A 22,279-nucleotide genomic window follows, 5' to 3' on the forward strand; every position below is an offset into this window, starting at 1 on the left:
GGCGGGCCACCAGGGCCCGCCTTCTCCAGATACTACAACTTCTCTGAGATTAGAACGTCTTGGAGATGTTGAGGAATGCGCGACGGCCGAGCAGGTCGTACTGCGAGACAATCGGAGAATTGCCTGCAAAGACCAGATCTGGGCTGTCATTGATGTTCGTCAGTGCCGGCGGATGCTCGTCAAAGACGTTGTTGATACCCGCACGGATCGTCCAGCCACCGTCAAGCAGCAGCTCGCCAGAAACGTGGTGGTAGAACATGGCTTCAGCTTCGGTCTTGGTGTTTACCGTCTCACCCAGCTGGGTGATCGTGTACGCACCGCCACCAGCAGGCTGCTCCGACAGCGGAACGCTGGCGAAAACAGACTGGAGCGTGCTGGCTTCACCGACATAGTTCATGCCCCAGCGCAGGGACAGGTCTTCGGTCGGCGACAGCGTCATGTTCATCAGTGCAACCCACTCGGGCTCACCAACAGCGCCGTTCAGGTGACGCGTTGCGGACGCGCCGAGCAGCTGGATGTTGTCTTCAAGCTGTTTGGACAGCTGAAGGTTCATGTCCAGGAAGCCCCACGGCGTGTCACGGTTGGCATTCATCGTGATATCGATACCGCGGTTGGTCTGGGTGTCGATATTGATGAAGGTCGCGGATACGGTCTGGATCCGGTACTCACCACCGATGATGTTGCCGCGAGAGAACAGGTCACAGAGCGGCTCGGAAGCGAAGTTCTGGGACGAGTAACAACCGTTGACGATCTGCGGGCCAGACAGGGTCGAAATCTGATCGTTGATCTCGATTTCGAAGTAGTCCATCGCGAAGCTGACGTTCGCGAACTCGAAGTCCGGCGTCAGGATGAAACCGACGGTCATGTTGTCGGATTCTTCCGGCTTCAGGAAGCCGAAGCCACCACCGCGGAATTCCTGAGCAGAGATCGGCGCACCCGAATAGGTGTCCGGAATACCGTCAGCTGCACAGTTGTCTGCGACCGTCTGGGAAATGTCACCATTGCCCAGTGCGACGCCCCAACCGATACACGGGTCGAGGTCAGACTGACGACGCGAACGCGATTCAGCTGCCAGGAACTGCTCGTACAGCGCCGGGGCACGGAAGGACGTACCGATGGAACCACGGAAACGCAGTGCATCGTTAACAGCCCAATCCAGCGTGAAGCGGTAGTTGGAACCATCAACCGTCAGGGAACGACCGTCACGGTGAGACGACGTGATCTCGTTGTAACGACCGGATGCGATGACGTTCAGGCTCTGAACCAGCGGCATGTCGCCAAAGAGCGGGATGGAAACCTCACCATAGATGGACTGGGTTTCCTGCTCACCGGTGGTGATACCAGCGCTGGAGCCGAAGAACTCGTTACCGGTCAGGGTCGTGTCAGACGGACGGTCCATGATCTCGTCGCGCTGATAGAAGATGCCGAGAGCAGCACTCATCGGACCTTGCGGCAGTTCCCAAACATCACCCGTGATGTAACCATCGAAGGTCGTCTGGGTGAAGTCCGTGGTGCCCGTATCGGTGCCGAGCAGGAAGTCACGCTCACCATCGGTCAGGTTACCAGCAAGGAAGCCCGGATCGAACCAGCGAACGTCGACACAGGAGACGCCAGCAACCGTGACGGTTTCACCGGTGTTCGTCGTAGCAGACGCACCACCGGAGTTCTGGCCCACACAGGACGCCATCTGGTAGTTGGTCGAACGGATCGAGTCGTTACGAACGAACTGTTCGGTGTACTCACCGGCACTGTCTGAGTGCTGGACATACATATCCCAGGACACGTTGGAGAACATGCCGACATCACCGAGGTCGCCACGCAGGCCACCGAGAAGACGCATGTACTCGACAGTTACCTCTTCATCACCCCACTCGACGACTGGCGTCGGGCTGAATTCGATGTTGAGGCCCGGCATCAGCCAGTTCTCACCGCCGTCACCGGACAGGTTCGGGTTACCAGCATAGTCGGTCGCACCATAACGGTAGGACCAGTACTGGTCGTGGCTGTTCACGTAGGTGGAACGACGGTTGAACAGGAACTCACCGTAAGCAGTGATGTTGTCCGTCAGGTCGTACTCGACGTCACCCATGACAGTGACACGCTCGAGTTCACCGGCGACAGAGTCATTGCGCTGCATTTCCGGATACAGGTCGGTGACGCGGTCCGGGTTGCGGTTGCTGACGTCGATACCCGCAAACGCCGGCAGGCCAGCGATGTGATCCGGGGTGTACTCAACCTGGTACCAGTTGGCCGGAGCCGAGATACCGGTGCCGTCCAGTGATGCCGGAATGCCCGGGACCAGACCCGCCATGGTGTTGGTGTAGTCGTACTGGAAGATACGGTTACGCGGGTTCCAGGCGACGTTGTCCGGATTGGCGAGGCCGCTGTAGTTGTAAGCCCAGACGTGACCCCAGATCGTACCGGAACACTGATTGGTGCCGAAACGCGGATCGATAACGTCTGCACGGGTGCCCATTGTGGCATCCGTAAAGGTGTAGCTCTCGCGGCAATCGAGATAGTCGCGGTCGCGACGTGCGAGCTCATTGCGCATATAGTAGTCAGCCGTGACGCGGAAACGACCGCGCTCGAAGCTGTCACCGTGCGTCACGCTTGCGCGGAAGACTTCACCACCGGACTCGAACGGTGCCTCTGTGTAAAAATCGATCTCGCTGCCGTCGCTACGATCGGTGATGTAGTTCACAACGCCCGCGATGGCATCAGAACCGTAGATCGAGGACGCGCCGTCCTTGAGGACGTCAACACGCTCGATACCAACCAGCGGAATGGAACCGAGGTCGAATGCGTTGATAGAACCACGCGTACCGGACGGACCTGCACGGCGACCGTTGATGAGGTCGAGCGTACGGCCAGCGCCAAGGCCACGCAGACCAACGGTTTCCGCGCCAACACCGCCATCAGAGACGTATGCGACGGAAACAGCATTGGTGATCTGGTTGGAACCAGCAGCAGCAGAGGAGCTCTGCAGCAGGCCGGAAACGTCAGCTACACCAGCGGAACGGGCGTCGTCCACCGAGAGAACGTCCATGGAAACCGGGCTAGTGATGGTCGACTGACGGATACGCGTACCGGTAACGACAATGCGTTCAGCCGGTTGCTGATCCTCAGCCGCCGCCGGTGTCTGATCGACACCGCCGTCCTGCGCGAGTGCCGGGCTGATGCCGATTGCGATCAGCGCCGAGCTCGAAAGCAGGGCTTTGGAAAGAGAAAATGATTTCATCGCCTAAAACCTTTAGAATGAATAGTCACGAACTCGGCCACCGAAAGCCATGTGAATCCTAGGGTCAACTGACATCGCCTTAATGGCAGCTCTCCGGTCACAGTTGCGACAAAAATGTATCAATTTATTACAGAGATGTAATGTTATGGCCGGGCTCGTATATCGACCCCGGTGTTTTGCGTTCAAAGATTACAAATCAGCCATTTCTCGGCAGAAGCCGGGGACATAGTCTCGGAGCAACTCGACTAAGCCAGGCGGGCGCCATTCGGCGCATCCTGATCGGGTCACGCCAGGACAATGGCGCCATCGGCATCCGGAAAACCCAGCACCAGCACTTCCGATCTGACCGGTCCAATCTAGCGCGGCGGGAAATTGACCACCGCCATCACCCGGCTCCCCGCCAGCTCCGACGTGGTATAGAGAGTTGTGATCTGCGCAGCGCTGCGTCGCACACCAACACCCGGACCAAAATCGATGCGCAGTTTGAAGGACGGATTGCGGGCCTCCGGGAAGGGCTCGGCCTCGACGATGCTCCCGAGTCGAATGTCGACTTTCAGAAAGTTATCAAACCCGATTTCCTCCGCTGCCGGCGCATCGGGATCATGCGTGAGATGCATCACAAACCTCGTTCAATGTGATCCGCTTCACCAGGCCCTTTTTATGTCGACCCCGGGCGCACCGTCAGCCACCCGTCTGGCGAGCGTGACCGCTGTGGCCCCCAATCACTCGGCTGCGCCTGGCACAGCGTATTGAGGCGCCGGGCGTGCGAAGACACACAGCTCGGATTCCGCGACCGACAGCATTGCCTCAGGGGTTTCCATAAAGCGTCCGACCATCAACATGGCACATCCATCCCCACCCCATTGCTGGGTTGGACCATGCGCTTCCCCCCTCACGCTGACCACGCGGCTGTTCGCGAGGGTCTCGGCGGCGCGCAGCCCCCAGGCTGGAGGCGTCAGGGGATCGAACTCTCCCGCGACGATCAGGGTCGGCACTTCGGAAACCACCGGCGCAATGAACTCGGCGCCCAGCGGCGGCACATCCCAGGCGGCGCAAAGCTCTGGCCGGATCGCGGCGCTTTCATATCCGCCCAGTGCCGGCCCGGCTTGCGAACGCCGGCTCCGGTCACTGAAGGGCAAGGCCTCACGGCACCAGACCGACAGGCGCATGCCCCAGGCAAGATTGCTGGCCGCTCTCGGTCTGGACATCACACCGGCTATGCCTGGGTCGAGATTTGCAACGGCATCCATCCTGCCCGGAGCTGCGATGACATCGCGTCCCGAAGACAGGACAATCAGCGCGGCCAGGTCGGCCCCCGTCGCAGGTTCGGCAAGACCTTCCATGCGGAACGGGGCACGTGTGGACGCTTCGATCCGATTGAAAAAGCGCGCTTCCAGGTCCGGATAGGCCGCCGCGCACGCCGGTTGCGCGGCACAATCTGTTGCGATTGCGCGCAGCGCCGCCTCGAAATTGCCCGCGCTTTCATCGTCATAAATGGCATTGGGCGGCAGGGGTGAATCAAGCACCATGGCCCGCAGGCTCGCGCTGTGATCTCGCGCATATGACAGCGCCAGCCGGGTCCCGTACGACACCGCATAGAAATTCCAGGTCTCGATCTCCAGCACCTGGCGCAGATCCTCGAGATCGGCAACGCTGGCCGGGCTGTGGTAGTGCTCCACGCCTATTCCCGCTGCGGTGAGGCGGTCGCGGCACTGGCGCACGGCATCGGCGAGATCGCTGCCGGAACTCACCGCATCCCGATACTCTGGGCACATCAAGGCCGGCTGTGCACTGGCAGTTCCGCGCTGACCGAAAACGATGAAATCCCGGTCTTCAAGCCAGGGGTAGGCGCCCGGATAGGCCGCCGCCGGAAGTCCTGATGCGCCAGGTCCACCGGCGAGATAAAGGACCGGTTCGCCTCCCCGTCCAGAGCGATTGTGTACGACGGCAACAGGCAGTCTGATCTCCGGGGACTGCGGATCTGTGCGATCCTCCGCGACCACCAGCCAGCCGCGGGTCGAGGCGAAGGACGATGGCACTTGAACCGGAAAATCCTCACCCGCCGCCACCGGCTCGAACCGGGGCAATGATCGCTGCGGTTCACTGGCAGGTTGGCACGCCGCCAACAAGATCACGAGACACAAGGACCAGACGAACAGACGGCTCATATTCTCTCCTTGCGACTTGTCGAAAACGGCTGTGGTACAGACGGGAAACGTACCGACAGTCTAGCTGATCGCCCTTGTAACTCAAGATTTCGAGCGCCGCAGGGTGCCACTCGCTAAGAAAACACGACGAAAGCTGTCACTGACTATCTGTGAGGGCAAATACTAGGACGGATGGTCGAACCGGGACACAACCATCAACGATGTCCACCAATCAGGCTGATCCCACACGCCGACTGCATGTGAATCGAAATTTCATAGCCAAGCAAAAACCCAGGTTTTAGGATTCCCGCATCCCGGCAGAAGGCAATGACATGCAGCACAGGACAGCGGGCCATGGATCCGCGGCGATTACAGGCACCGGAATATTCCTGCCTGGCGCGCCGGTCAGATCGGACGAGCTGGATCAGCGTCTCGGCATGCCGCGCGGCTGGCTCGAGGAAAAATGCGGCGTTCAGACCCGCCATTATGCGACCGAAGCCGACAGCCAGGAAAGCATGGGCGTGGCTGCGGCGCATGCGGCCCTTACGGATGCCGGAATTGAACCGGGTGAGCTGGACCTGCTGATCTTTTGCGGCGCTGTCGGCCGACAGCCCGTGCCCGCGACCGCGCCGCTGATCAAACGGGAACTCGGACTGTCAGCCCATGCTTTCCCGGCCTATGACGTCAACGCGACGTGCCTGGGCACGCTGCTCGGCCTTGACCATGCCGCGATGGCGATCGCCACCGGGCGCGCCAGGACCGTGCTTGTTGTGGTGTCGGAAATGCCCTCACAGGCCATACCGTGGAAACAGGACCCCGCCACAGCCGGACTGTTCGGCGACGGGGCCGCGGCCCTTGTGGTCCAGGCCGGTTCAACAGGCGATATGCGCCTCGGCCCGTTGCTGATGGAAACCCATGCCGACGGTTACGAATACTGCCAGGTCGGCTCCGGAGGTACGCGCTACAACCCGGTCACAGAGGCAGCGGCCTTTGAGGACAATGCCGTCTTCTCCATGGACGGCAAGGGCGTGTTCAGGCTCTCATCGAAAACCTTCCCGCGTTTCCTCGAACAGGTGCTGGACAAGACCGGCTGGTCGCTGGGCGAGGTCGATCTTGTGGTGCCCCACCAGGCCAGCCCGCACGCCATCTCCCTGATGGTCAAACGCTGTGGCATTAGACCCGAACAGATCTTTGATGTCGCCAGGACCATGGGCAACCAGGTTGCGGCCTCCCTGCCCATCGCCCTGCACCAGGCGCGTCTGGCAGGACGTATCCAGTCGGGCATGAAAATCCTGATGGCCGGCACATCCGCGGGTATCTCGCTGGGCGCCATGGCAGTGACGACGTGACGATGCAGACGATCTGGGTCACCGGCGCGACCGGGTTTCTGGGCGGCCGGGTGGTCGAGGACCTGCTGGAGAGCGGCCATACGGTCATCGCCAGCGGTCGCCAGGCCCATGTCCTCGAGCGGTTTCAGCAGAAGGGCGCCCGAACACTCGCCTTCGACCTTGCCGACCCGACCCCGCCTGACCTGCCGGCGGTGGACGCGGTTGTGCACTGCGCCGCGCTGTCCAGCCCCTGGGGCCGTTATGCGGACTTTCACCTTGCCAATGTCCTTGGCACTCGATCCGCGCTGAAGCTGGCCCGGCAGGCGAGCGCAAAACGCTTCGTCCACATCTCCACCCCCAGCGTCTATTTTCGTTTTCGCGACCAGTTCAACGTCCGCGAAACACAGCCCCTGCCATCACCGGTCAATGCCTATGCCGCCACCAAGGCCCGGGCCGAACAAGAGGTGCTGGCGCAGGAGGCGCTCGACCCGGTCATCCTGCGCCCGCGCGGGCTTTACGGACGCGGCGACACCGCCCTGCTCCCGCGCCTCCTGGCGGCAGCCCGGGAACGTCCACTGCCCCTGATGAACAAGGGCAAGACGGTTACCGATCTGACCCATGTCGACGATGTTGTCTCAGCAGTTCGTGCAGCGCTCAATCTCGCGCCTGCCCCGACGCAGCGCCTGTTCAACATCTCGGGTGGTGAAGCTCTGACACTGAAATCCGTCACCGAAGACGCAGCCCGCCGCGCCGGTGTCCAGGTGCGCTGGCGCCCCGTCCCCAGCTGGGTCGCCCTGGCCTATGCACGCGGCCTTGAGACGATTGCGCGCCTTCGCCCCGGCTACCCGGAACCGCGGATCACCGCCTATGGAGTCGGCCTGTTCGCCTACAGCCAGACGCTCGACATTTCTGCGGCGCGGGAGGTGATGGGATGGACACCCAAAATCAGCATTCAAGAGGGCCTGGATCGCACTTTTTGCGAGGACACCGCCCAATGATGCCCAGCTTCCCAGACAGCGCCACGGTGCGCGCACCGGAGCGGCTGGTGCTTCACGGCGGTCGCTGGACAAGCCTCGAGCTGACCGTGCGTTACGGGCGTTTCGAACATCCCGAGGCGGGTACTTGCCTGATCGATACGGGCTACACCTCGCGTGTGACCGAGGGCCGGCGTTCCTTCGCCCTGCGTTTTTACAATGCGTTGCTCAAGCCCGAACTGTCCGCCGATGCCCTGCCTGCAGCCTGGCCAAAGGTCGACACCATTCTGCTCAGCCACCTGCATGCCGACCATGTGTCCGGACTGCGCGATTATCCAGACGCGAAAATCTATGCCCATGGCGGCAGCGTTGACCATTTCACCCAGGCCAGCTGGCTGCATCGCGCGACCCACGGGGTCTTTGCCGAACTGCTCCCGGATGATCTCGCAGACCGGATAATCCGGTTCGAGGACCTGCCGATCGTCTCGGCCCCGCTGGGTCTTGGCCTCGCCTACGACATCTTCGGTGATCAAAGCGTGCTGGCCGTGCCACTGCCCGGGCACATGCTCGGCCATATGGGCTTTTGCTGGCCGGTGCCGGACACGCCCATTCTCTATGCCGCCGATGCGCAATGGCTCCACCAGGCGGCGGTCGAGGGCACTCTGCCACCGCCGCCAGCCCGCTGGATCCTGCATGATCCAAAGGCGGCGCTTGCCACGTCTGCGCGCATCGCCGACTTCGCACGCCAGGGCGGCCGGGTCATTTACTGCCACGATCCGGAGACCGTGTAATGGCACGGACGTCGGCTAAAATCCTGCTGGAGACCGCCCGCACCTGGCTGCAAACCCGCTGGCGTGCATCACGCCTTGCAACCCGCGAAGCGATCGAGCAGCATCGGGTCCGACAACTCCGTCGCTTCCTCAAAGAGGTCGCGCCACGGGCCGAGGCCTTCCGCGATCTGGCGGGAAAGCTGCTGGACGACTTCCCGCGCATGGACAAGGCCAGGCTGATGGCCGGGTTTCATCGTTATAACCGCTACGGGATCAGTGCCGAGGATGCCTGGGCGGCCATGGAGCGCGGCGACACGCTGCACGGCTGCCATGTCGGCGCCAGCACAGGCACGAGCGGCAATCGCGGCCTCTACCTGGTCAATCCGATGGAGCGGGCACGCTGGCTGGGCGTGATGCTGGCCAAGACCGGTATCGATATCCTTCGCACCCGACAGCGTGTCGCCATCCTTCTGCCCACCAACAGCCAGCTCTATGAAACTGCCAATGAAAGCGGGCGGCTCCAGCTGGTCTTCTTTGATCTCAATGAGGGGGTTGCCGCTCACGCGGAGGCGCTGTCCAGCTTCGACCCGACGGTGCTGGTCGCCACACCTCACGTGCTCACCTTGCTGGCCGACATGGATATCGCGCTGAACCCCGAAGTGATCTTTTCCGGCGCAGAGGTTCTCGACCCCACGGATCGCAAGAAGATCGAAACCCGTTTCCAGCGCACCGTGCGCGAAATCTACATGGCGACCGAGGGCCTGTTCGCAGTCGCCTGTTCCCATGGCCGCCTACACCTCACCGAGGATGTGATGGCGTTCGAATGGGACAGCCAGCCGGACCTGCCCGGCCTGCTTGCCCCGGTGATCACGGACTACTCGCGCACCTCCCAGATGATGGTGCGCTATCAGATGAATGACCTCCTGCGCCTGTCCGACACACCCTGCCCCTGCGGATCAGCCCTGCAGGCGGTCGACGAGATCGTCGGGCGGCGTGATGACATTTTCGACCTGCCGGGCACAGCAGCCCGCATCCCGGTCACCCCGGATATAATCCGCAATGCGATCATTCGCACCAGTCCGCGCATCGAGGATTTCCGGGTCACCCAGACCGGCGAGGCCGAGATCGCCCTCGCGCTACCCGAGGCCTGTTCGGATTTGACAGGTGATGCGGCACAGGCGCTGAACACATTATTCGCCCGGCTGGGGGCAAACGCCGACATCACCGCACAGACCGCCCCGCTGGTCAGCCCGCAGACCCGCAAGCTTCGTCGGGTTGTTCGCGAATGGCAGGGACCGGCATGAACCGCGCCGCCTGGTATCCTGTCGCTGCGACACGCGACCTGCGCACCGGTCCCGCAAAGGCTCAGCTGCTGGGAACGCCGCTTGTCATCTGGCGAGGCGAGGACGGTTACGGCGCCCTCGCCGACATCTGCCCGCACCGGGGCGCGCCGCTGTCGGAAGGGTGTGTGAACAAGGGCGCGATCGCCTGCCCCTATCATGGATGGCGCTTTGATACTGAAGGACAGTGCGTGGCGATGCCGGCCCTGGCGGAAACACCCCCCCGCATCCGTGCCCAGGCCTTTGCGACCGCGGAACATGACGGGCTGGTCTTCGTCCGGATGGAAGGCTCGGGACACGGTTTCACACCGCCCCCTCCGCAACAGGACATCGCGTCCGCCACCCGCGCGGATGACGTCACCATTCGCGCCTCGCTGGCCGACATGGCGGAGAATATCCTGGATACGACCCATACCTCTGTCGTGCACGCCGGCTATCTGCGCCAGGCCAACCGGCGGCAACTCGTCCAGCCCGGCGTACGCTGCGGGGCGGACTGGATCGAGGTGGTCTATCCGGAAAGCGCCACGCCCAGCGGCCTTGTCTCCCGCCTGTTCGGAACGGAGTGTTACGAGATCACCGACCGGTTTCGCGCGCCCGGCATTGCCGAGGTCGAATACCGGCGCAACGGCCGGATCGAATTCGCCTCGCGCTTTTACCTGTCCCCTGCCAGCGAAAACGAAACCCGGATCTTTTCCAGACTCTCCATTCGCGGCACATCGCTGTTGTCCCAGCTGAAAGTCTCCATAGTCCGGGCCATGCTGCGCCGGGTGGTCTCCGAGGACGAGGACATTCTGGGGCTGGTGACCGACAATGCTGAACGCTTTGGGCGTCGCCCCGGTCTCATCGCTCCACAGGACTTCCTGCGTGCGGGCATCGACGCCATCCTGCGCGGTGAGGCGCCAGCGCGGCCCGACCACATCCCGCCGATCTACGTGTGAGACCGCGATGTCATTTGCCACGAGCCTGAACTTCACCTCGTCGAATGAAGATGGCCGCACCGAGCTGGCCGCGCTCGACCTGTCACCGGAGGACCGCGTGCTCTGCCTCACGGCCAGTGGCACCCGGCCGCTTGATCTCCTGTTGGGAGATCCCGGCGACATCCTCGCCATCGACATCAACCCGGCCCAGAACCACCTGCTGAGGCTCAAAATCGCGGCGTTCAAGACCCTGGCCGATGACGAATTATATGCCTATCTGGGGCTTCAGCAGACGCCAGACCGGCTGGCCCTGCATGCCCGGGTCGAAACCGTATTGTCAGAGGACGCGCGCCGGTTCTGGAGCACGAGAACGGGTCTTGTCCGCAAGGGCGTCTGGAATACCGGGCGCTGGGAACGGGTGCTGCGCTTCCTGGCGCGCATACTACGCCTGGTCAGGGGCCGACGGCTCGATCAGCTTTTTGCGGCCCGGACGGTCGAGGAGCAACATCAGATCTGGCTGGAGCATTTCGAGGATGCCTTCTGGAAATCCAGTATTCACCTGCTGTCCAGCCGTTTCTTCTGGACCCATGTCATCGGCGAACCAGGCGGACAATTCCTTCCCGACCGCACAGAAACCACCCGTCGCCTGACCGCAGCCTTCCACAATGCCAGCAAACAATTCCTCTTCGGCCAGTCCGATTTCGCGACCCTGATCTTTCTGGGCCAGCACACATCCAGCAGCGCTCTGCCCCTGCACCTGCAGCGCGCCAATCTCGCGCGTGTGCGCGACCGCCTGGATCGGATTGAGATCGCCGATACCGACCTTGCCGCGCTGGAGCCTGATCAGCACGGAAGCTTTACGGCCTTTTCGCTGTCCGATTTCGGGTCCTACTGTACGCCCCAAGCCTATGCGGCGTGCTGGGACGGCGTGCTGAAAACCGCCCGACCCGGCGCGCGCTTCTGCGAACGCGTCTTCATGAATCCGCTCGCCCTGCCGGCCTCGTTGGAACCCCGGATATCACTGGACAAAACCCTGTCAGACCAGTTCTCCAACAGCGACGGCGCAATCATCTATGACATCCGCGCCGGGAGGCTGGAAATCAGCTAGCCGCGAGACCGTTACAGGTCAGCTCACAGGAGCAAACACACCCTATCCGCTGCCACCCCGGATCCGTACGCGGGCGCGTGTTGTGCGGCCCTGGTCGTCCACCGCCTCGATCTCGTAGAAGCCGGGACCGCCCGGCACCCAGACAGCATCCCCGGCGGCGTTGCGAGCGACTTCTTCGCCGTCTGCATACCAGCTCACCGACTGGCTGGACTGGGCGGCCAGCACAAAGCCGCGTCCTGCGCGGTCGGCCCAGACCTCGGCTCCATCCGGTGGAAAGAGGATGTGTGGCGCGACATCGGCGGTGAAGCGTTCCAGTGTGGGCGGTGTCTCGAGGGCCTCTGGCTCGCGCGTGCGGACAAATGCCGGTGACGGGTCGAACTGTTCAACCAGGTCGAACATGCGGAACAGGACGGGCAAGGCGGCCTCGCGACCGGTCAGCCCGTTGCGTGCTGCCCCGTCCGCCCGCCCACTCCAGACAATGATCGTGTATCGTCCCGATATCCCGGCAGCCCAGGCGTCACGGAAACCGTAGGACGTGCCGGTCTTGAAGGCGATGTCCGGCGCCGAACGTGTCAGGCTGGCCGGCATGCGCCCGCCGGGATGCGGAGCCCGGCGCAGGATGTCGACAATCTCGCCCGCGGACTCTGCGCTCAACACGGAAAACCCGCCCTCGGACACAGGCGCCGCCTCGCTCCAGCGCAAGGGCTGGGCAACGCCCTCATCGGCCAGAGCGGAATAGAGCACCGCCAGTTCCCGCACACTCAGCCCAGCCCCGCCAAGCGCCACCGCCAGTCCGTCATCCTGCCCAGCTGTCCGCCGCCGTTCGGGCGCAGCACCGGCAAACCCTAAAACCGCACTGAAACGCCGCGCGCCAACACCGTCCAGCGTCGCGACAGCGGGCACGTTCAGGGAATGCTGGAGCGCTTCGGCAATCGTCACATCACCGCGGAAAGTCCGGTCAAAATTGTCCGGTCGATAACCGGCAAAACGTGTGGGCAGGTCAGCGATCCGTGTGTGCGCAGCCGCCAACCCGTCATCAAAGGCCATGCCGTAGATAAAGGGCTTCAGCGTCGATCCCGGCGAGCGCGCGCGATCTGTCAGATCAATCCAGCCACCTGGACGCGATCGGGACGCAGACCCCAGCGCCGCACGAACCGCGCGGGTCTCGTTCTCGACCACAAGCACCGCCAGCTGGCTGGTGTCATCACCCGTCGGCAATTCGTCGATGATCGCTGTTTCCAGGGCGGACTGGAGGGCGAAATCAAGTGTGGAGACAAGATCAACACCGCCCTGCACTCCACCCCGCTCGCGGACCAGGCTCTCGCTGGCATGCCAGGCCAGGGCCGGAAAGGCCCGGCGCTGTGGCGCGGGATCGAGCGCGGCATCTCGCGCGGCTTCTCTTGAAGCCAGTCCGACCGCGGCCAGCCGGTCCAGGACCCGCCCCCGGGCAATAACGGCCTGCTCCGGTCGACGGTCCGGGCGTCGGGCTTCCGGTGATTGTGGCAGGGCGATCAGCATGGCGATCTGCTCGATCGTCAGCACGTCCGGCTCCCGCCCGAAATACGCCCAGCTGGCCGCACGCACACCTTCAAGATTACCGCCATAGGGGGCCAGGGTCAGATAGGCCTCCAGGATCTCGTCCTTGGACAGGCGCATCTCGATCTGAACGGCGCGGATCATCTGCAGGAATTTGGCGCCCAGAGTGCGTTCCCGCGGCTCAAGCAGGCGCGCCAGCTGCATGCTCAGCGTCGAGGCCCCGGAGACAACCCGCCCTGCCGCCAGGCTGTCGCGGGACGCACGCAGGACGGCCAGCAGGTCGACCCCGGCATGGCTGAAGAAACGCTCATCCTCATAGGCCAGCAGCGCTTCGACAAAATCCGGATCAAGCGTGTCGAGGTCTGCGGGCAGACGCCAGCGCCCCTCCTCGACCGGAAAGGCGCGCAGGACGATGCCATTGCGGTCCCGCACCACATGCGACACCTCCGCGACCTGTGACAGCGGCGGCGGGAAGATCCGGTCGAGCACAAACAGGCCCAGCACAAGGCCGAGCACTCCCAGCAGCAAGCGATATCGGCGCCTCAGTGCGGGCATGGTCCCGTCCTAGCCCTCGCGCGGTGCAATACTGACCGATCGGGATTCGGACCGGCCGAACACATCGGGACGATACATGTCCTCCATCACCGCGCCCGGGAAGGTGTACGTACCCGGGGTAACGGCTCGAACGATATAGGCCAGGCGGATCGGGCGGCGCTCCCGCAGATCGATGGCGGCCACAAACCGGTCATCCCGCGCCTCGGCAATCCGCGGTGAATTCAGCTGGCGAAGCCAGGAATAGGCACCGTTTGCGCCCGCATCGCCAGGATCAACAACCGCCTCGATCTCGAATCCGGCCGGCAGGAGATCAACCACGATCGCCGGGATGGTCCGCATTTCGCTGGGAGCCACGATGATGTCGATGATCATGCGGTCACCCTGGGTGATGGCGTCGAGCGCAACCGGCTGGCCATCCATCGTGCTGAGACGTTTCTGGACAACGACGCCTTGCATCGCGACGGGTGGCGCGCTGACCGGATCACCATGCGCGATCTGGGTCACCCAGACCGGTCCGGAACCAGCATTGTCGAAGCCGAACTGGGCTTGCAGGTCACCCGCCATCAACTCGAATTCCGACTGCCCCGGATTGGCCGCCAGCTCGCCCGCCGAAATATTGATGGTGATGGCCTCACCGCCCATTGCCCGCGCGGCGAGCAGCAGGAAGGCCTTCTCCTGGGTCGTCAGACGGCTGGGCTCGGGAAGCTCGGCAGCCACACGTTCCGCCAGACGTTCGACCCGCTCTGTTTCGCCAGCCTCAGCGGCCAACGCCAGCACACCGGCCAGGTCCCGGCGGGAGGACTGGTACCAGTCACCCGTATTGGCATATCCCAGTGCAGATTCTGCGGCATCGAACGCGCTCTGCGAGCGCGCCCGGTCACCGATCAGGTACAGCGCCACGGCCAGCTGGGCCCGTGCCAGCGGGCTGGCGATCTGTTGCAGGCGTTCATCATGCATGTAGCGAAGACGCGACCGGTCCGCCCGGCCGTCTCGCGCCAGCACATAAAGCGCATAGGCCGCACTGCGGTCGGTCAGGCGCTGGTCCGTATCCGTCTGGCCACGCCACATGCTGATCGTGCGGTCATAGCCATTGACCCGCCAGAGCTCCTGATTGCCGATATGGACAAGCGATTGATAGGCCCGCTCCAGCGCAGCATCCGGAACCGTGTATCCCGCCTCCGCAGCACGCGCGAGGAAGTCGACTGCATAAACACCCAGCCAGGGCGTTGAACCGCGGTCACCGACACGCCATAGCCCGAACGTCCCGTCCGCAGCCTGCCTTGACAACAGGGTGCCGATGGATTCCTGCACGCGTGCCCGCGCCTCGTTCACCCCGTCCGCGCCAGACAGCTGCGCCAGCTGGTCGGCATAGAGCAGCGGCATGGCCCGGCTGGTGATCTGTTCCGAGCAGCCATAGGGATAGCGGCTGAGCGAGCGCAGCAGCGCTGCCTCGTCCAGCGGTGTCGGAGAGAAGCTCACACTGAGCACGCCCGTACCTGGCATGAAGCTGCCGAGCGCATCCGCGCTCACCGTCCAGCTGTCTCCCGGACTCAACCGGCCACGGTCAATGCTGGAATAGGGCAACCAGGCCGAACGAACCTCAAGCGGATAGGATCGCTCGACGGCAAACCCGTCCGGGCCTGTGACGCTGAGCGAAAGCTCGCCAATACCGGTATCGCTCGCAGCGATCGGATGGCGCGGATCGACGCGCTCGCCGGAGGCCAGCTCGTAACGCGTCTCGATATCGGCATTCACCGGCAGCTCGGCGCCGATACGGGCCGCGTACTGACCGGCAGCACCTTCGACATTGTCCAGCGTCAGCGTCGTCATCGACGAATCGCCCGGCGCCAGGAAGCGCGGCAGGATGAGTTCCGCCGGCACCTGATCCCGTACCGTGAGCGGCTGGGCTGCAGACCCGACGCCATTGCCAGACCAGGCCACAGCCATCAGTCGCAACTCGCCATTGAAGTCGGGAATGTCCAGCTCGACCGTCGCGCGTCCGTTGCGATCCAGCGGAACCGGTCCGGAATAAAGCGCCACCGTGCGCGTCGGCACCACGCTCAGCCCGGCTCCACCGATCTGGTCACCCCCGGAGCGAATGGCAGCAGCAGCCCCCTGGTTGGGGTCGAGCAGACGGCCATAATCATCCAGAAGATCCACATCCAGCGTGGTTTTGCCGAAATACCATTCCGCCGGATCAGGGGACTGGAAACGGGTCAGCGCCAGAATGCCTTCATCAACCGCCGCCACGGTGATCCAGGCGCCATCGCGCACCGGCCCGTCAGCCTCGACCTCGAGCGCTAGCGTCTGGCGCGGCCGGACCAGATCCGGAGCATTCAGTGCAATCTCGAATGTGCGATCGGAGACATCGACCGGCAGGTGCATCACCCCGACAGCACGGCGAGGTCTCGGCTCGGCGACCGGATCGCGTGGGGTCAGGACGGACACCATGACGTAGGCGCCAGCCCCCCAGTCCTCATCGACACGCAGCGAAATCTCGGCGCCATCTTCCGGCACGGTAATCGCCCGGGTTTCCAGGACCCGGTCCGTCGCGATGACAATCTCGGCTTCACCGGCATAGGGCGGCAGGATATTGATCACGGCTTCGCCGCCAACAGCCAGCGCTTCATCCGGTCCGGCCAGGCGCACCCGGTCCGGCGCCTGGTTGCCCGAGGATGCCCGCGCACCCCAGCCAACCCAGAAACCCGTCGATGAGGTCACGCCCGTCGTGTCATGCGTCAGCACAAGCTGGTAATCGCCCCAATCCATTGGCGGCAATTGCAACTCGGTCGGGGCGTCATTCGCCAGACCGGCCACACCTTCCTCAACCAGGACAACATTGCGCGACCGGCGCCATTGCCAGCGGCCACCAGAGGTGCGGTACCAGTCATATTCCCAGTCGATACGCAGCAATTGCCAGCTTGCGCTGCCGGCCTCAAGCTGGCCCTGCGCATCCAGGGCGACAAGGTTGAAACCGATTGCCTGCTGGCGCCGCGCCCGTCCCTCGAACTGGGGTTCAACACCCAAATAGACCGGTTGCGGGCGATAGGGCAGACGAACATCATCCGCTACCGCGCGGCCTCCGGGTTCGATGGCACTGATCACCGCGCGAATGCGCAAGGGCACTGAGGCATCAAGACCGGAATTGGCAGGCGTGACCACGATATTTGCCCGCCCTGCGCCGTCAGCCACCGTATCCGGCAGGTCCCGGCTGATTTCGCGGAAAGCCTGATCATGGCGCCCGAAACGAAAGCCCGAATAGTCCGGGAAGGGATTGGGGTCGGTCTCTACCCGGATCCGGCTCTCCACTGTCAGCCCGGCACCGGGCGCACCATAGAGAAAGCGCACATCCGCCGAGACATCCCGCGTCTCGCCGGCCAGCACCGGCGTCTCGCTGTCTGCCTCCAGATCCAGCGCGATGCGCTGTGGAACAAAATCCTCGACCGAGAAACGCGTCTGCGCGACACGGCCATGCCCGTCCAGCTCGGCGTCGATCCGCCACTGGCCGCGCGCAGCTTGCGCGGGAAGATCGAACTCCCAGAATACCGCCCCGGCGGCCTCGGCCGTCTCGAACCGACGGCGATCGGCCTCCAGACCGTTCGGGCCATAGAGGATCAGCGTGCCGGGACGGTCCGTCACCGCCCGCGCCTCGACATCCCGGAAAAGCGCATTGGCATAAACATGCTCGCCCGGCCGATAGATGCCGCGGTCAAGATACAGATAGCCGTCCGCGCCATCGGGACGCTGACGCCCGCCGACGTCCTGACCGGACAGGTCAACCGGGGCCCTTTGCAGGTCCAGCACGGCAAAATCATTATCCGGGCCATAAGCGGTCAGCAGACGCGGAGCCATGACCCCGTCGCCACGTGTCAACGGCGCATCAAACCGGGCGCGACCGCCCTGGTCGGTTGTCGCGCTTGCCAGGATCTCATTGTTGCGGGCGACCAGCTCGACCTCGACGCCCGGCACCGGCCGCGCGGTCTGCAGGGAGCGCACGACATAGTCGATCCCGCCCTCACCGCGATAGGCGGTCAGCGCCAGGTCCGTAATCACCAGCCAGCGACGTGCCCGCGCCGGATTGCGATAACTGCCTTCCTGTTCGGCCGCGTCATCGACCTCGATGAAATAGGCACCCGGCTGCAGCGTTCCGATGGCATCGGCGATCGGGAAAACCGTGGTAACCGGCGTGTTGAGCGCACCGGCCGTATCCATCTCCCCATCCCAGATCCGCTCGGCCACAGAGAACGGATCCTCATCACCGCCAAGCCAGCTATATTCGCCCTCGGCCGCATTGAAGCCGGAAGAAATGGACCGGAAGGCCAGGGCGCGATCGGTGATCCGCCACAGGCGAATGCTGACCGCTTCGACATTGACCGTCTCGATCGCCAACCCGTCCGCATCCAACCGCGGCAGGATCACCCCATCCCCGGCAATGCCGACATAGGCCGGTCGATCGCCAAAATCGATCTCGATGGTCTCGTCCTGGCGCAGGGCCAGGCCATCCGCGGCCGGGAACCCGGCCCGCAGGGTCAGCTGCATGCTCTCGCCAAAACTCATCCCGCCCAGACAGAGAGTCTGTCCCTCGGCAGAAACAGCCAGGCTCTCACCGCTCTCCAGCGCGATATAGGATTGGTAATCGGCGGCCGGGTCGAGCGGGTGGGTAAAGCCGAGACAGATGCCGGGCGCATCAGCGCTGAAATCGACGCGATATCGCAGGAAGGCAAACTGGCTGGCCTGTTCAGGCGCCGCACGCGGTGCATCTGCAGGCCGGGTCTCGAACTCCGGCCCGGGGGCCGTCTCCACATCACTGGCCGGAGAACACGCAGCCAGCAGACCTGCCGCCAGTCCCATCACGGTAAAAACACGCCAGAATGCCATGGAAAATCCCTGTCTCTTTCCTCTGTCCCGGGAGCACAATACGGCGCTTGCAACCGAAATACAGCTCTCAGGGAATAAAAAGACGCGCGATCACCCAAACGTCGCGCCTGAAGGCACAGGGCTATCCCGGGTGGGCAACCAGGTGGCGCTGATCATCACGCCCCATAGAAACGAGAAATGGCGAAGCTGATTGCAAGGTCTGGAACGCGGTCTTGTCATTCATTCCGCGCCAGTCGGCGAGGATTAGGGACTGCGCCACGGCGCCACCGAGCGTCGTGCCCGGTCCGGCAACGATGAAGTAGTCCGGCGCAAATTCACGGGCTGCAACTTCGATGGCGCGGGTGAAGTCGTAAGTCTCAACGACCTGGTGATCGAGCGTATAGGACCACAAGGCCTGCAGATCGCACGCGCCGGGCCACCAGATTGCACCCCGCCCGTCAATCAGCGGGGTTGCTGGCTGTCGAAACCGCTCTGCCGCCAGCAGGGCACGCCCCTCGGCCGCGACCGGGTCTTGCAGGCGGGAATGGAAAGCCGCGTGATTGGACAGGCGCATCGGAAAATTGTCCTGCACCGGCACCGCCGCCTCGAAAGCCGAAAGCCCCGCTTCATCACCCGCCAGCACAAGCATGCCCCCGAGGTCGATCGACAGGGTCAGGACGTGGCCTGCTCGATCATTGATCTCATCAACCAGCGCCAGCAGTGCGGCCCGTCGTTCGGGGTCCGGTGTCCAGTTTTCCGCCAGATGCGGATAGACAAGCTGTCCTCCGATGAGGCTCTCCTGCATCAGGCGCCCCATCGTGTTGACGACGTCAAAACCGTCCTGGGCAGAGAGGGCACCACCACATGCCAGGGCCGAATACCAGCCCATGGAATTGCCAGTGACCGCCACGATGTCGATCTCGCGCGCATCGATGGACAGGAAGTCACCATAAGTCGCCGCATAGATCAGCGCAGACGCATTGTCGCCGCGCGTATGCTTGGCAACCGAATAGCGCTGAGCACTGTCCAGCGCAGTCAGCGTTTCCTGCCCCAGACCCGCACGCCGGGCATCAAATTCCGACAGGAGCGCCGAGTTCGGAAACGATCGCCCCAGCACACCGAGCTCTGACTTGTTGTAGGTGCCGCGCCCCGGGCAGATCAGTACCGCTGTCTTGCTCATCACTCGCCTCCCAGGGCCGATTTGGCAGCTGCGTAGATGCTTTCTTCCGAGGGCAGCGTGGCGCCGTATGCGGGGCCTGTCGCAATGAAACTGTCTTCAGCAGCCAGGCGCGAAAGCGGCACATCCACTTCCTCCGCCAGCATCGCCATCAGCGCCTCTGACATCCCGCCTGTGCGCCGGGTCTCGTCGACAATGAGGACACGTTCGCAGTCCCTGACCGCGTCGACCAGAGCCTCTTGCGGCAGAGGATTGAGCCAGCGCAGGTCAATGACCCGTGCGGACACACCCTCGTCCTCGAGGCGTTTCTGAACCCGGCGGGACAGGTAATACCCGTTGGCATAACTGACGATCGCCAGCTTTTTGCCGGAGCCGGACTGACCGATTTCACCCATCGCGATGCGCTCGTTCTGGGGCGGATACTCGGTCATCCAGCCGCCATCCTTGTCTTCCAGGAGGTCACGCATCGGGTAGAGCGCGATCGGTTCCAGGAAGACCACCAGGCGCTGTTCCTCTCGCGCCAGACGGACACATTCGCGGAGCATGCGCGCAGCGTCAGCGCCATTCGACGGGCACGCCAGGATCAGACCGGGAATATCGCGCAGGACGGCGACGGAATTGTCATTGTGGAAATGCCCGCCGAAACCCTTCTGGTATCCCAGCCCGGCAATGCGGACCACCATGGGATTGGTGAACTGGCCGTTCGAGAAGAATGGCAGGGTCGCCGCCTCGCCCCGCAACTGGTCCTCGGCATTGTGCAGGTAGGCGAGGAACTGGATCTCGGGCATCGGGACAAAGCCGTTGTGGGCCATGCCGATACCGAAACCGAGAATGGACTGCTCGTCGAGCAAAGTATCGATCACCCGGTCCTGACCGAAGCGGGTCTGGAGTTTCTGGGTGACGCCATAAACGCCGCCCTTGCGGCCGACATCCTCGCCCATCATGACGATTTCCGGGTGTTCCAGCATCAGGTCGGCGAGCGCCCAGTTAATGATCCGGCTCATGGGCTGGGGATCTTTCTGGGCTTTCAGTTCGCCGCGGAACATTTCCGCGCGGGCTTCGGCCGACGGGCCGTTGGTCGGCGCGCACTCCCGTTTCGGCGGGACAATGCTGGCCATGACGTCGTCGGCTGTAGACAGGCGTGGACGCGTCACGGTCTCACCGGCGACACGGGCAACACGCGCCCGCGTCTGTTCGTAGACATCCAGCGTCTGGGAAGGCGTCGATGCGCCACTTTGCGCCAGCAGGCGCGCGGAATGCAGAAGCGGATCATTTGCCTCATCGGCCTCAACCTCTGCCTTGGACAGATAGGTCGTGGCGACATCCGCTCCGGCATGCCCGTAGAGCCGCACGGTGCGAACATGCAGGAAGGCGGGACGCCGGCGTGTACGCACATACTCCGCCGCCTCGAGCGCAACCCGATAGGTGTCAAAGATATCGAGACCATCACAGAAGAAGTACTTCAGTCCCGGCCGGTGTTCGAACGTCTGGCGGATCCAGCCTGTCGGGGTCTTGGTCGAGATGCCGATGCCATTGTCTTCGCAGACAAAAAGAAGCGGCAGGGGGATGGACTGGAAACAGGTCCACTGGGCGGTGTTGAAGGCTCCCTGCGCCGTCGAGTGGTTGGCCGAGGCATCACCGAAGGAACAGGCCACAATCGCATCTTCAGGGAATTCGCGATGTTCCGGGTCATGTCGCGCGGCGGAAGCCACCGAATAGGCAGCACCGATCGCCTTGGGCAGGTGGCTGGCGATCGTCGAGGTCTGCGGCGGAATGCTGAGCGCCTTCGAACCGAGAACCTTGTGACGCCCGCCGGAAATCGGGTCTTCGGAGGAACAGGAAAAACTCAGCAACATGTCCCAGGCAATCGTCTGCCCGGCTACCTGGGCGCTCCGGGCGATCTGGAACGCTGCATCCCGATAATGAAGGAAGGCCGGATCAGTCGGCCGAAGGGCGTGCGCGACGGCGGCCAGGCCTTCATGTCCCGAGGAGCCAATGGTGTAGTAACCCTCGCCGACCTGCTGCAGGCGGCGGCTTTCCAGATCGAGGGCACGGCTCAGGCACTGGGCCCGAAACACCGACATCGCGTCACTGGCCGTCAACGGGCCCCGAGGCGGCTCGCCTTCGGGCCAATCGGCCGCCGCTACGCGCTGACGAAAATTCGTCTCAACAATGCCGGCTCTGTCCATGGGTCTCACAACACGTGTTTGGGTGGGGATGAATTCAGGAGGAAAATCGTATCGCCCGTTTACGTGGCCAGATCCAGCCTCGATGCGCACTCCGATGCTGCCGGAATGCCGGGCAAGGTACAGAAATGAAACTGCCGCGCCGG

12 protein-coding genes and 1 pseudogene are annotated in these 22,279 nt (G+C 63.3%); 6 read left to right on the forward strand and 7 right to left on the reverse strand.

All coding sequences use genetic code 11. The features are described from left to right. Positions 1–49: 49 nt before the first annotated feature. The 3 genes and pseudogenes from JJ889_RS15155 to JJ889_RS15165 all read right to left on the reverse strand — a co-directional run bounded on the left by JJ889_RS15155 (position 50) and on the right by JJ889_RS15165 (position 5,406). Positions 50–3,238 (reverse strand): TonB-dependent receptor, encoded by a 3,189-nt coding sequence (locus tag JJ889_RS15155; protein ID WP_291896558.1) that lies wholly within the window; start codon positions 3,236–3,238, stop codon positions 50–52. 284 nt (positions 3,239–3,522) lie between these two features. Further along, positions 3,523–3,855: pseudogene (locus JJ889_RS15160) on the reverse strand (tRNA-binding protein). Positions 3,856–3,960: 105 nt separating this feature from the next. Beyond that, the gene (locus JJ889_RS15165; RefSeq protein ID WP_291896562.1) at positions 3,961–5,406 is read right to left on the reverse strand and encodes an alpha/beta hydrolase; all 1,446 of its coding nucleotides are present in this window, start codon (positions 5,404–5,406) and stop codon (positions 3,961–3,963) included. Between the two features lie 311 nt (positions 5,407–5,717). Here JJ889_RS15165 and JJ889_RS15170 point away from each other — a divergent pair, with 311 nt between their 5' ends. The 6 genes from JJ889_RS15170 to JJ889_RS15195 are packed head-to-tail and all read left to right on the forward strand — an operon-like array spanning position 5,718 to position 11,822. Then, positions 5,718–6,734 carry a 3-oxoacyl-ACP synthase III family protein gene (locus JJ889_RS15170; protein WP_291896564.1) on the forward strand — a complete coding sequence of 339 codons (1,017 nt, stop codon included), beginning with the start codon at positions 5,718–5,720 and terminating at the stop codon, positions 6,732–6,734. Positions 6,735–6,736: 2 nt separating this feature from the next. Further along, positions 6,737–7,711, forward strand: a complete 975-nt coding sequence (locus JJ889_RS15175) for an NAD(P)-dependent oxidoreductase (protein WP_291896719.1) — start codon at positions 6,737–6,739, stop codon at positions 7,709–7,711. Beyond that, positions 7,708–8,478, forward strand: coding sequence for an MBL fold metallo-hydrolase (locus JJ889_RS15180; RefSeq protein WP_291896565.1), 771 nt, complete (start codon positions 7,708–7,710; stop codon positions 8,476–8,478). Before JJ889_RS15175 ends, JJ889_RS15180 begins: the two co-directional genes overlap by 4 nt. Next, positions 8,478–9,761: a F390 synthetase-related protein gene (locus tag JJ889_RS15185; RefSeq protein WP_291896567.1), complete on the forward strand. Its 1,284-nt coding sequence runs from the start codon at positions 8,478–8,480 to the stop codon at positions 9,759–9,761. The genes JJ889_RS15180 and JJ889_RS15185 overlap by 1 nt, the downstream gene beginning before the upstream one ends. Then, positions 9,758–10,735, forward strand: coding sequence for an aromatic ring-hydroxylating dioxygenase subunit alpha (locus JJ889_RS15190; protein ID WP_291896569.1), 978 nt, complete (start codon positions 9,758–9,760; stop codon positions 10,733–10,735). Before JJ889_RS15185 ends, JJ889_RS15190 begins: the two co-directional genes overlap by 4 nt. Positions 10,736–10,742: 7 nt before the next feature. Then, positions 10,743–11,822, forward strand: a complete 1,080-nt coding sequence (locus tag JJ889_RS15195) for a DUF3419 family protein (protein WP_291896571.1) — start codon at positions 10,743–10,745, stop codon at positions 11,820–11,822. A 42-nt stretch (positions 11,823–11,864) separates the two neighbouring features. Here the strand turns inward: JJ889_RS15195 and pbpC are convergent, their stop codons facing one another. The 4 genes from pbpC to JJ889_RS15215 all read right to left on the reverse strand — a co-directional run bounded on the left by pbpC (position 11,865) and on the right by JJ889_RS15215 (position 22,136). Further along, positions 11,865–13,913, reverse strand: coding sequence for a penicillin-binding protein 1C (pbpC, locus tag JJ889_RS15200; protein ID WP_291896572.1), 2,049 nt, complete (start codon positions 13,911–13,913; stop codon positions 11,865–11,867). 9 nt (positions 13,914–13,922) lie between these two features. Further along, a complete protein-coding gene (locus JJ889_RS15205; RefSeq protein WP_291896574.1) occupies positions 13,923–18,791 on the reverse strand; it encodes an alpha-2-macroglobulin in 4,869 nt (1,622 codons plus the stop codon). Between the two features lie 121 nt (positions 18,792–18,912). Then, positions 18,913–19,950, reverse strand: coding sequence for an ACP S-malonyltransferase (locus tag JJ889_RS15210; protein ID WP_291896577.1), 1,038 nt, complete (start codon positions 19,948–19,950; stop codon positions 18,913–18,915). Next, a complete protein-coding gene (locus tag JJ889_RS15215; RefSeq protein WP_366940136.1) occupies positions 19,950–22,136 on the reverse strand; it encodes a thiamine pyrophosphate-dependent enzyme in 2,187 nt (728 codons plus the stop codon). Before JJ889_RS15215 ends, JJ889_RS15210 begins: the two co-directional genes overlap by 1 nt. Between the last annotated feature and the right edge of the window lie 143 nt (positions 22,137–22,279).

It is taken from the genome of Maricaulis sp. (assembly GCF_017643475.1).
GTDB lineage: Bacteria > Pseudomonadota > Alphaproteobacteria > Caulobacterales > Maricaulaceae > Maricaulis.

What these genes read in the sequence shown, in the direction of transcription:
- JJ889_RS15210 (WP_291896577.1), bottom strand. Translation starts at nt 19,950, where the DNA reads ATGAGCAAGACAGCGGTACTGATCTGCCCGGGGCGCGGCACCTACAAC.
- JJ889_RS15215 (WP_366940136.1), bottom strand. Translation starts at nt 22,136, where the DNA reads ATGGACAGAGCCGGCATTGTTGAGACGAATTTTCGTCAGCGCGTAGCG.
- JJ889_RS15175 (WP_291896719.1), top strand. Translation starts at nt 6,737, where the DNA reads ATGCAGACGATCTGGGTCACCGGCGCGACCGGGTTTCTGGGCGGCCGG.
- JJ889_RS15185 (WP_291896567.1), top strand. Translation starts at nt 8,478, where the DNA reads ATGGCACGGACGTCGGCTAAAATCCTGCTGGAGACCGCCCGCACCTGG.
- pbpC (WP_291896572.1), bottom strand. Translation starts at nt 13,913, where the DNA reads ATGCCCGCACTGAGGCGCCGATATCGCTTGCTGCTGGGAGTGCTCGGC.
- JJ889_RS15155 (WP_291896558.1), bottom strand. Translation starts at nt 3,238, where the DNA reads ATGAAATCATTTTCTCTTTCCAAAGCCCTGCTTTCGAGCTCGGCGCTG.
- JJ889_RS15205 (WP_291896574.1), bottom strand. Translation starts at nt 18,791, where the DNA reads ATGGCATTCTGGCGTGTTTTTACCGTGATGGGACTGGCGGCAGGTCTG.
- JJ889_RS15190 (WP_291896569.1), top strand. Translation starts at nt 9,758, where the DNA reads ATGAACCGCGCCGCCTGGTATCCTGTCGCTGCGACACGCGACCTGCGC.
- JJ889_RS15180 (WP_291896565.1), top strand. Translation starts at nt 7,708, where the DNA reads ATGATGCCCAGCTTCCCAGACAGCGCCACGGTGCGCGCACCGGAGCGG.
- JJ889_RS15165 (WP_291896562.1), bottom strand. Translation starts at nt 5,406, where the DNA reads ATGAGCCGTCTGTTCGTCTGGTCCTTGTGTCTCGTGATCTTGTTGGCG.
- JJ889_RS15170 (WP_291896564.1), top strand. Translation starts at nt 5,718, where the DNA reads ATGCAGCACAGGACAGCGGGCCATGGATCCGCGGCGATTACAGGCACC.
- JJ889_RS15195 (WP_291896571.1), top strand. Translation starts at nt 10,743, where the DNA reads ATGTCATTTGCCACGAGCCTGAACTTCACCTCGTCGAATGAAGATGGC.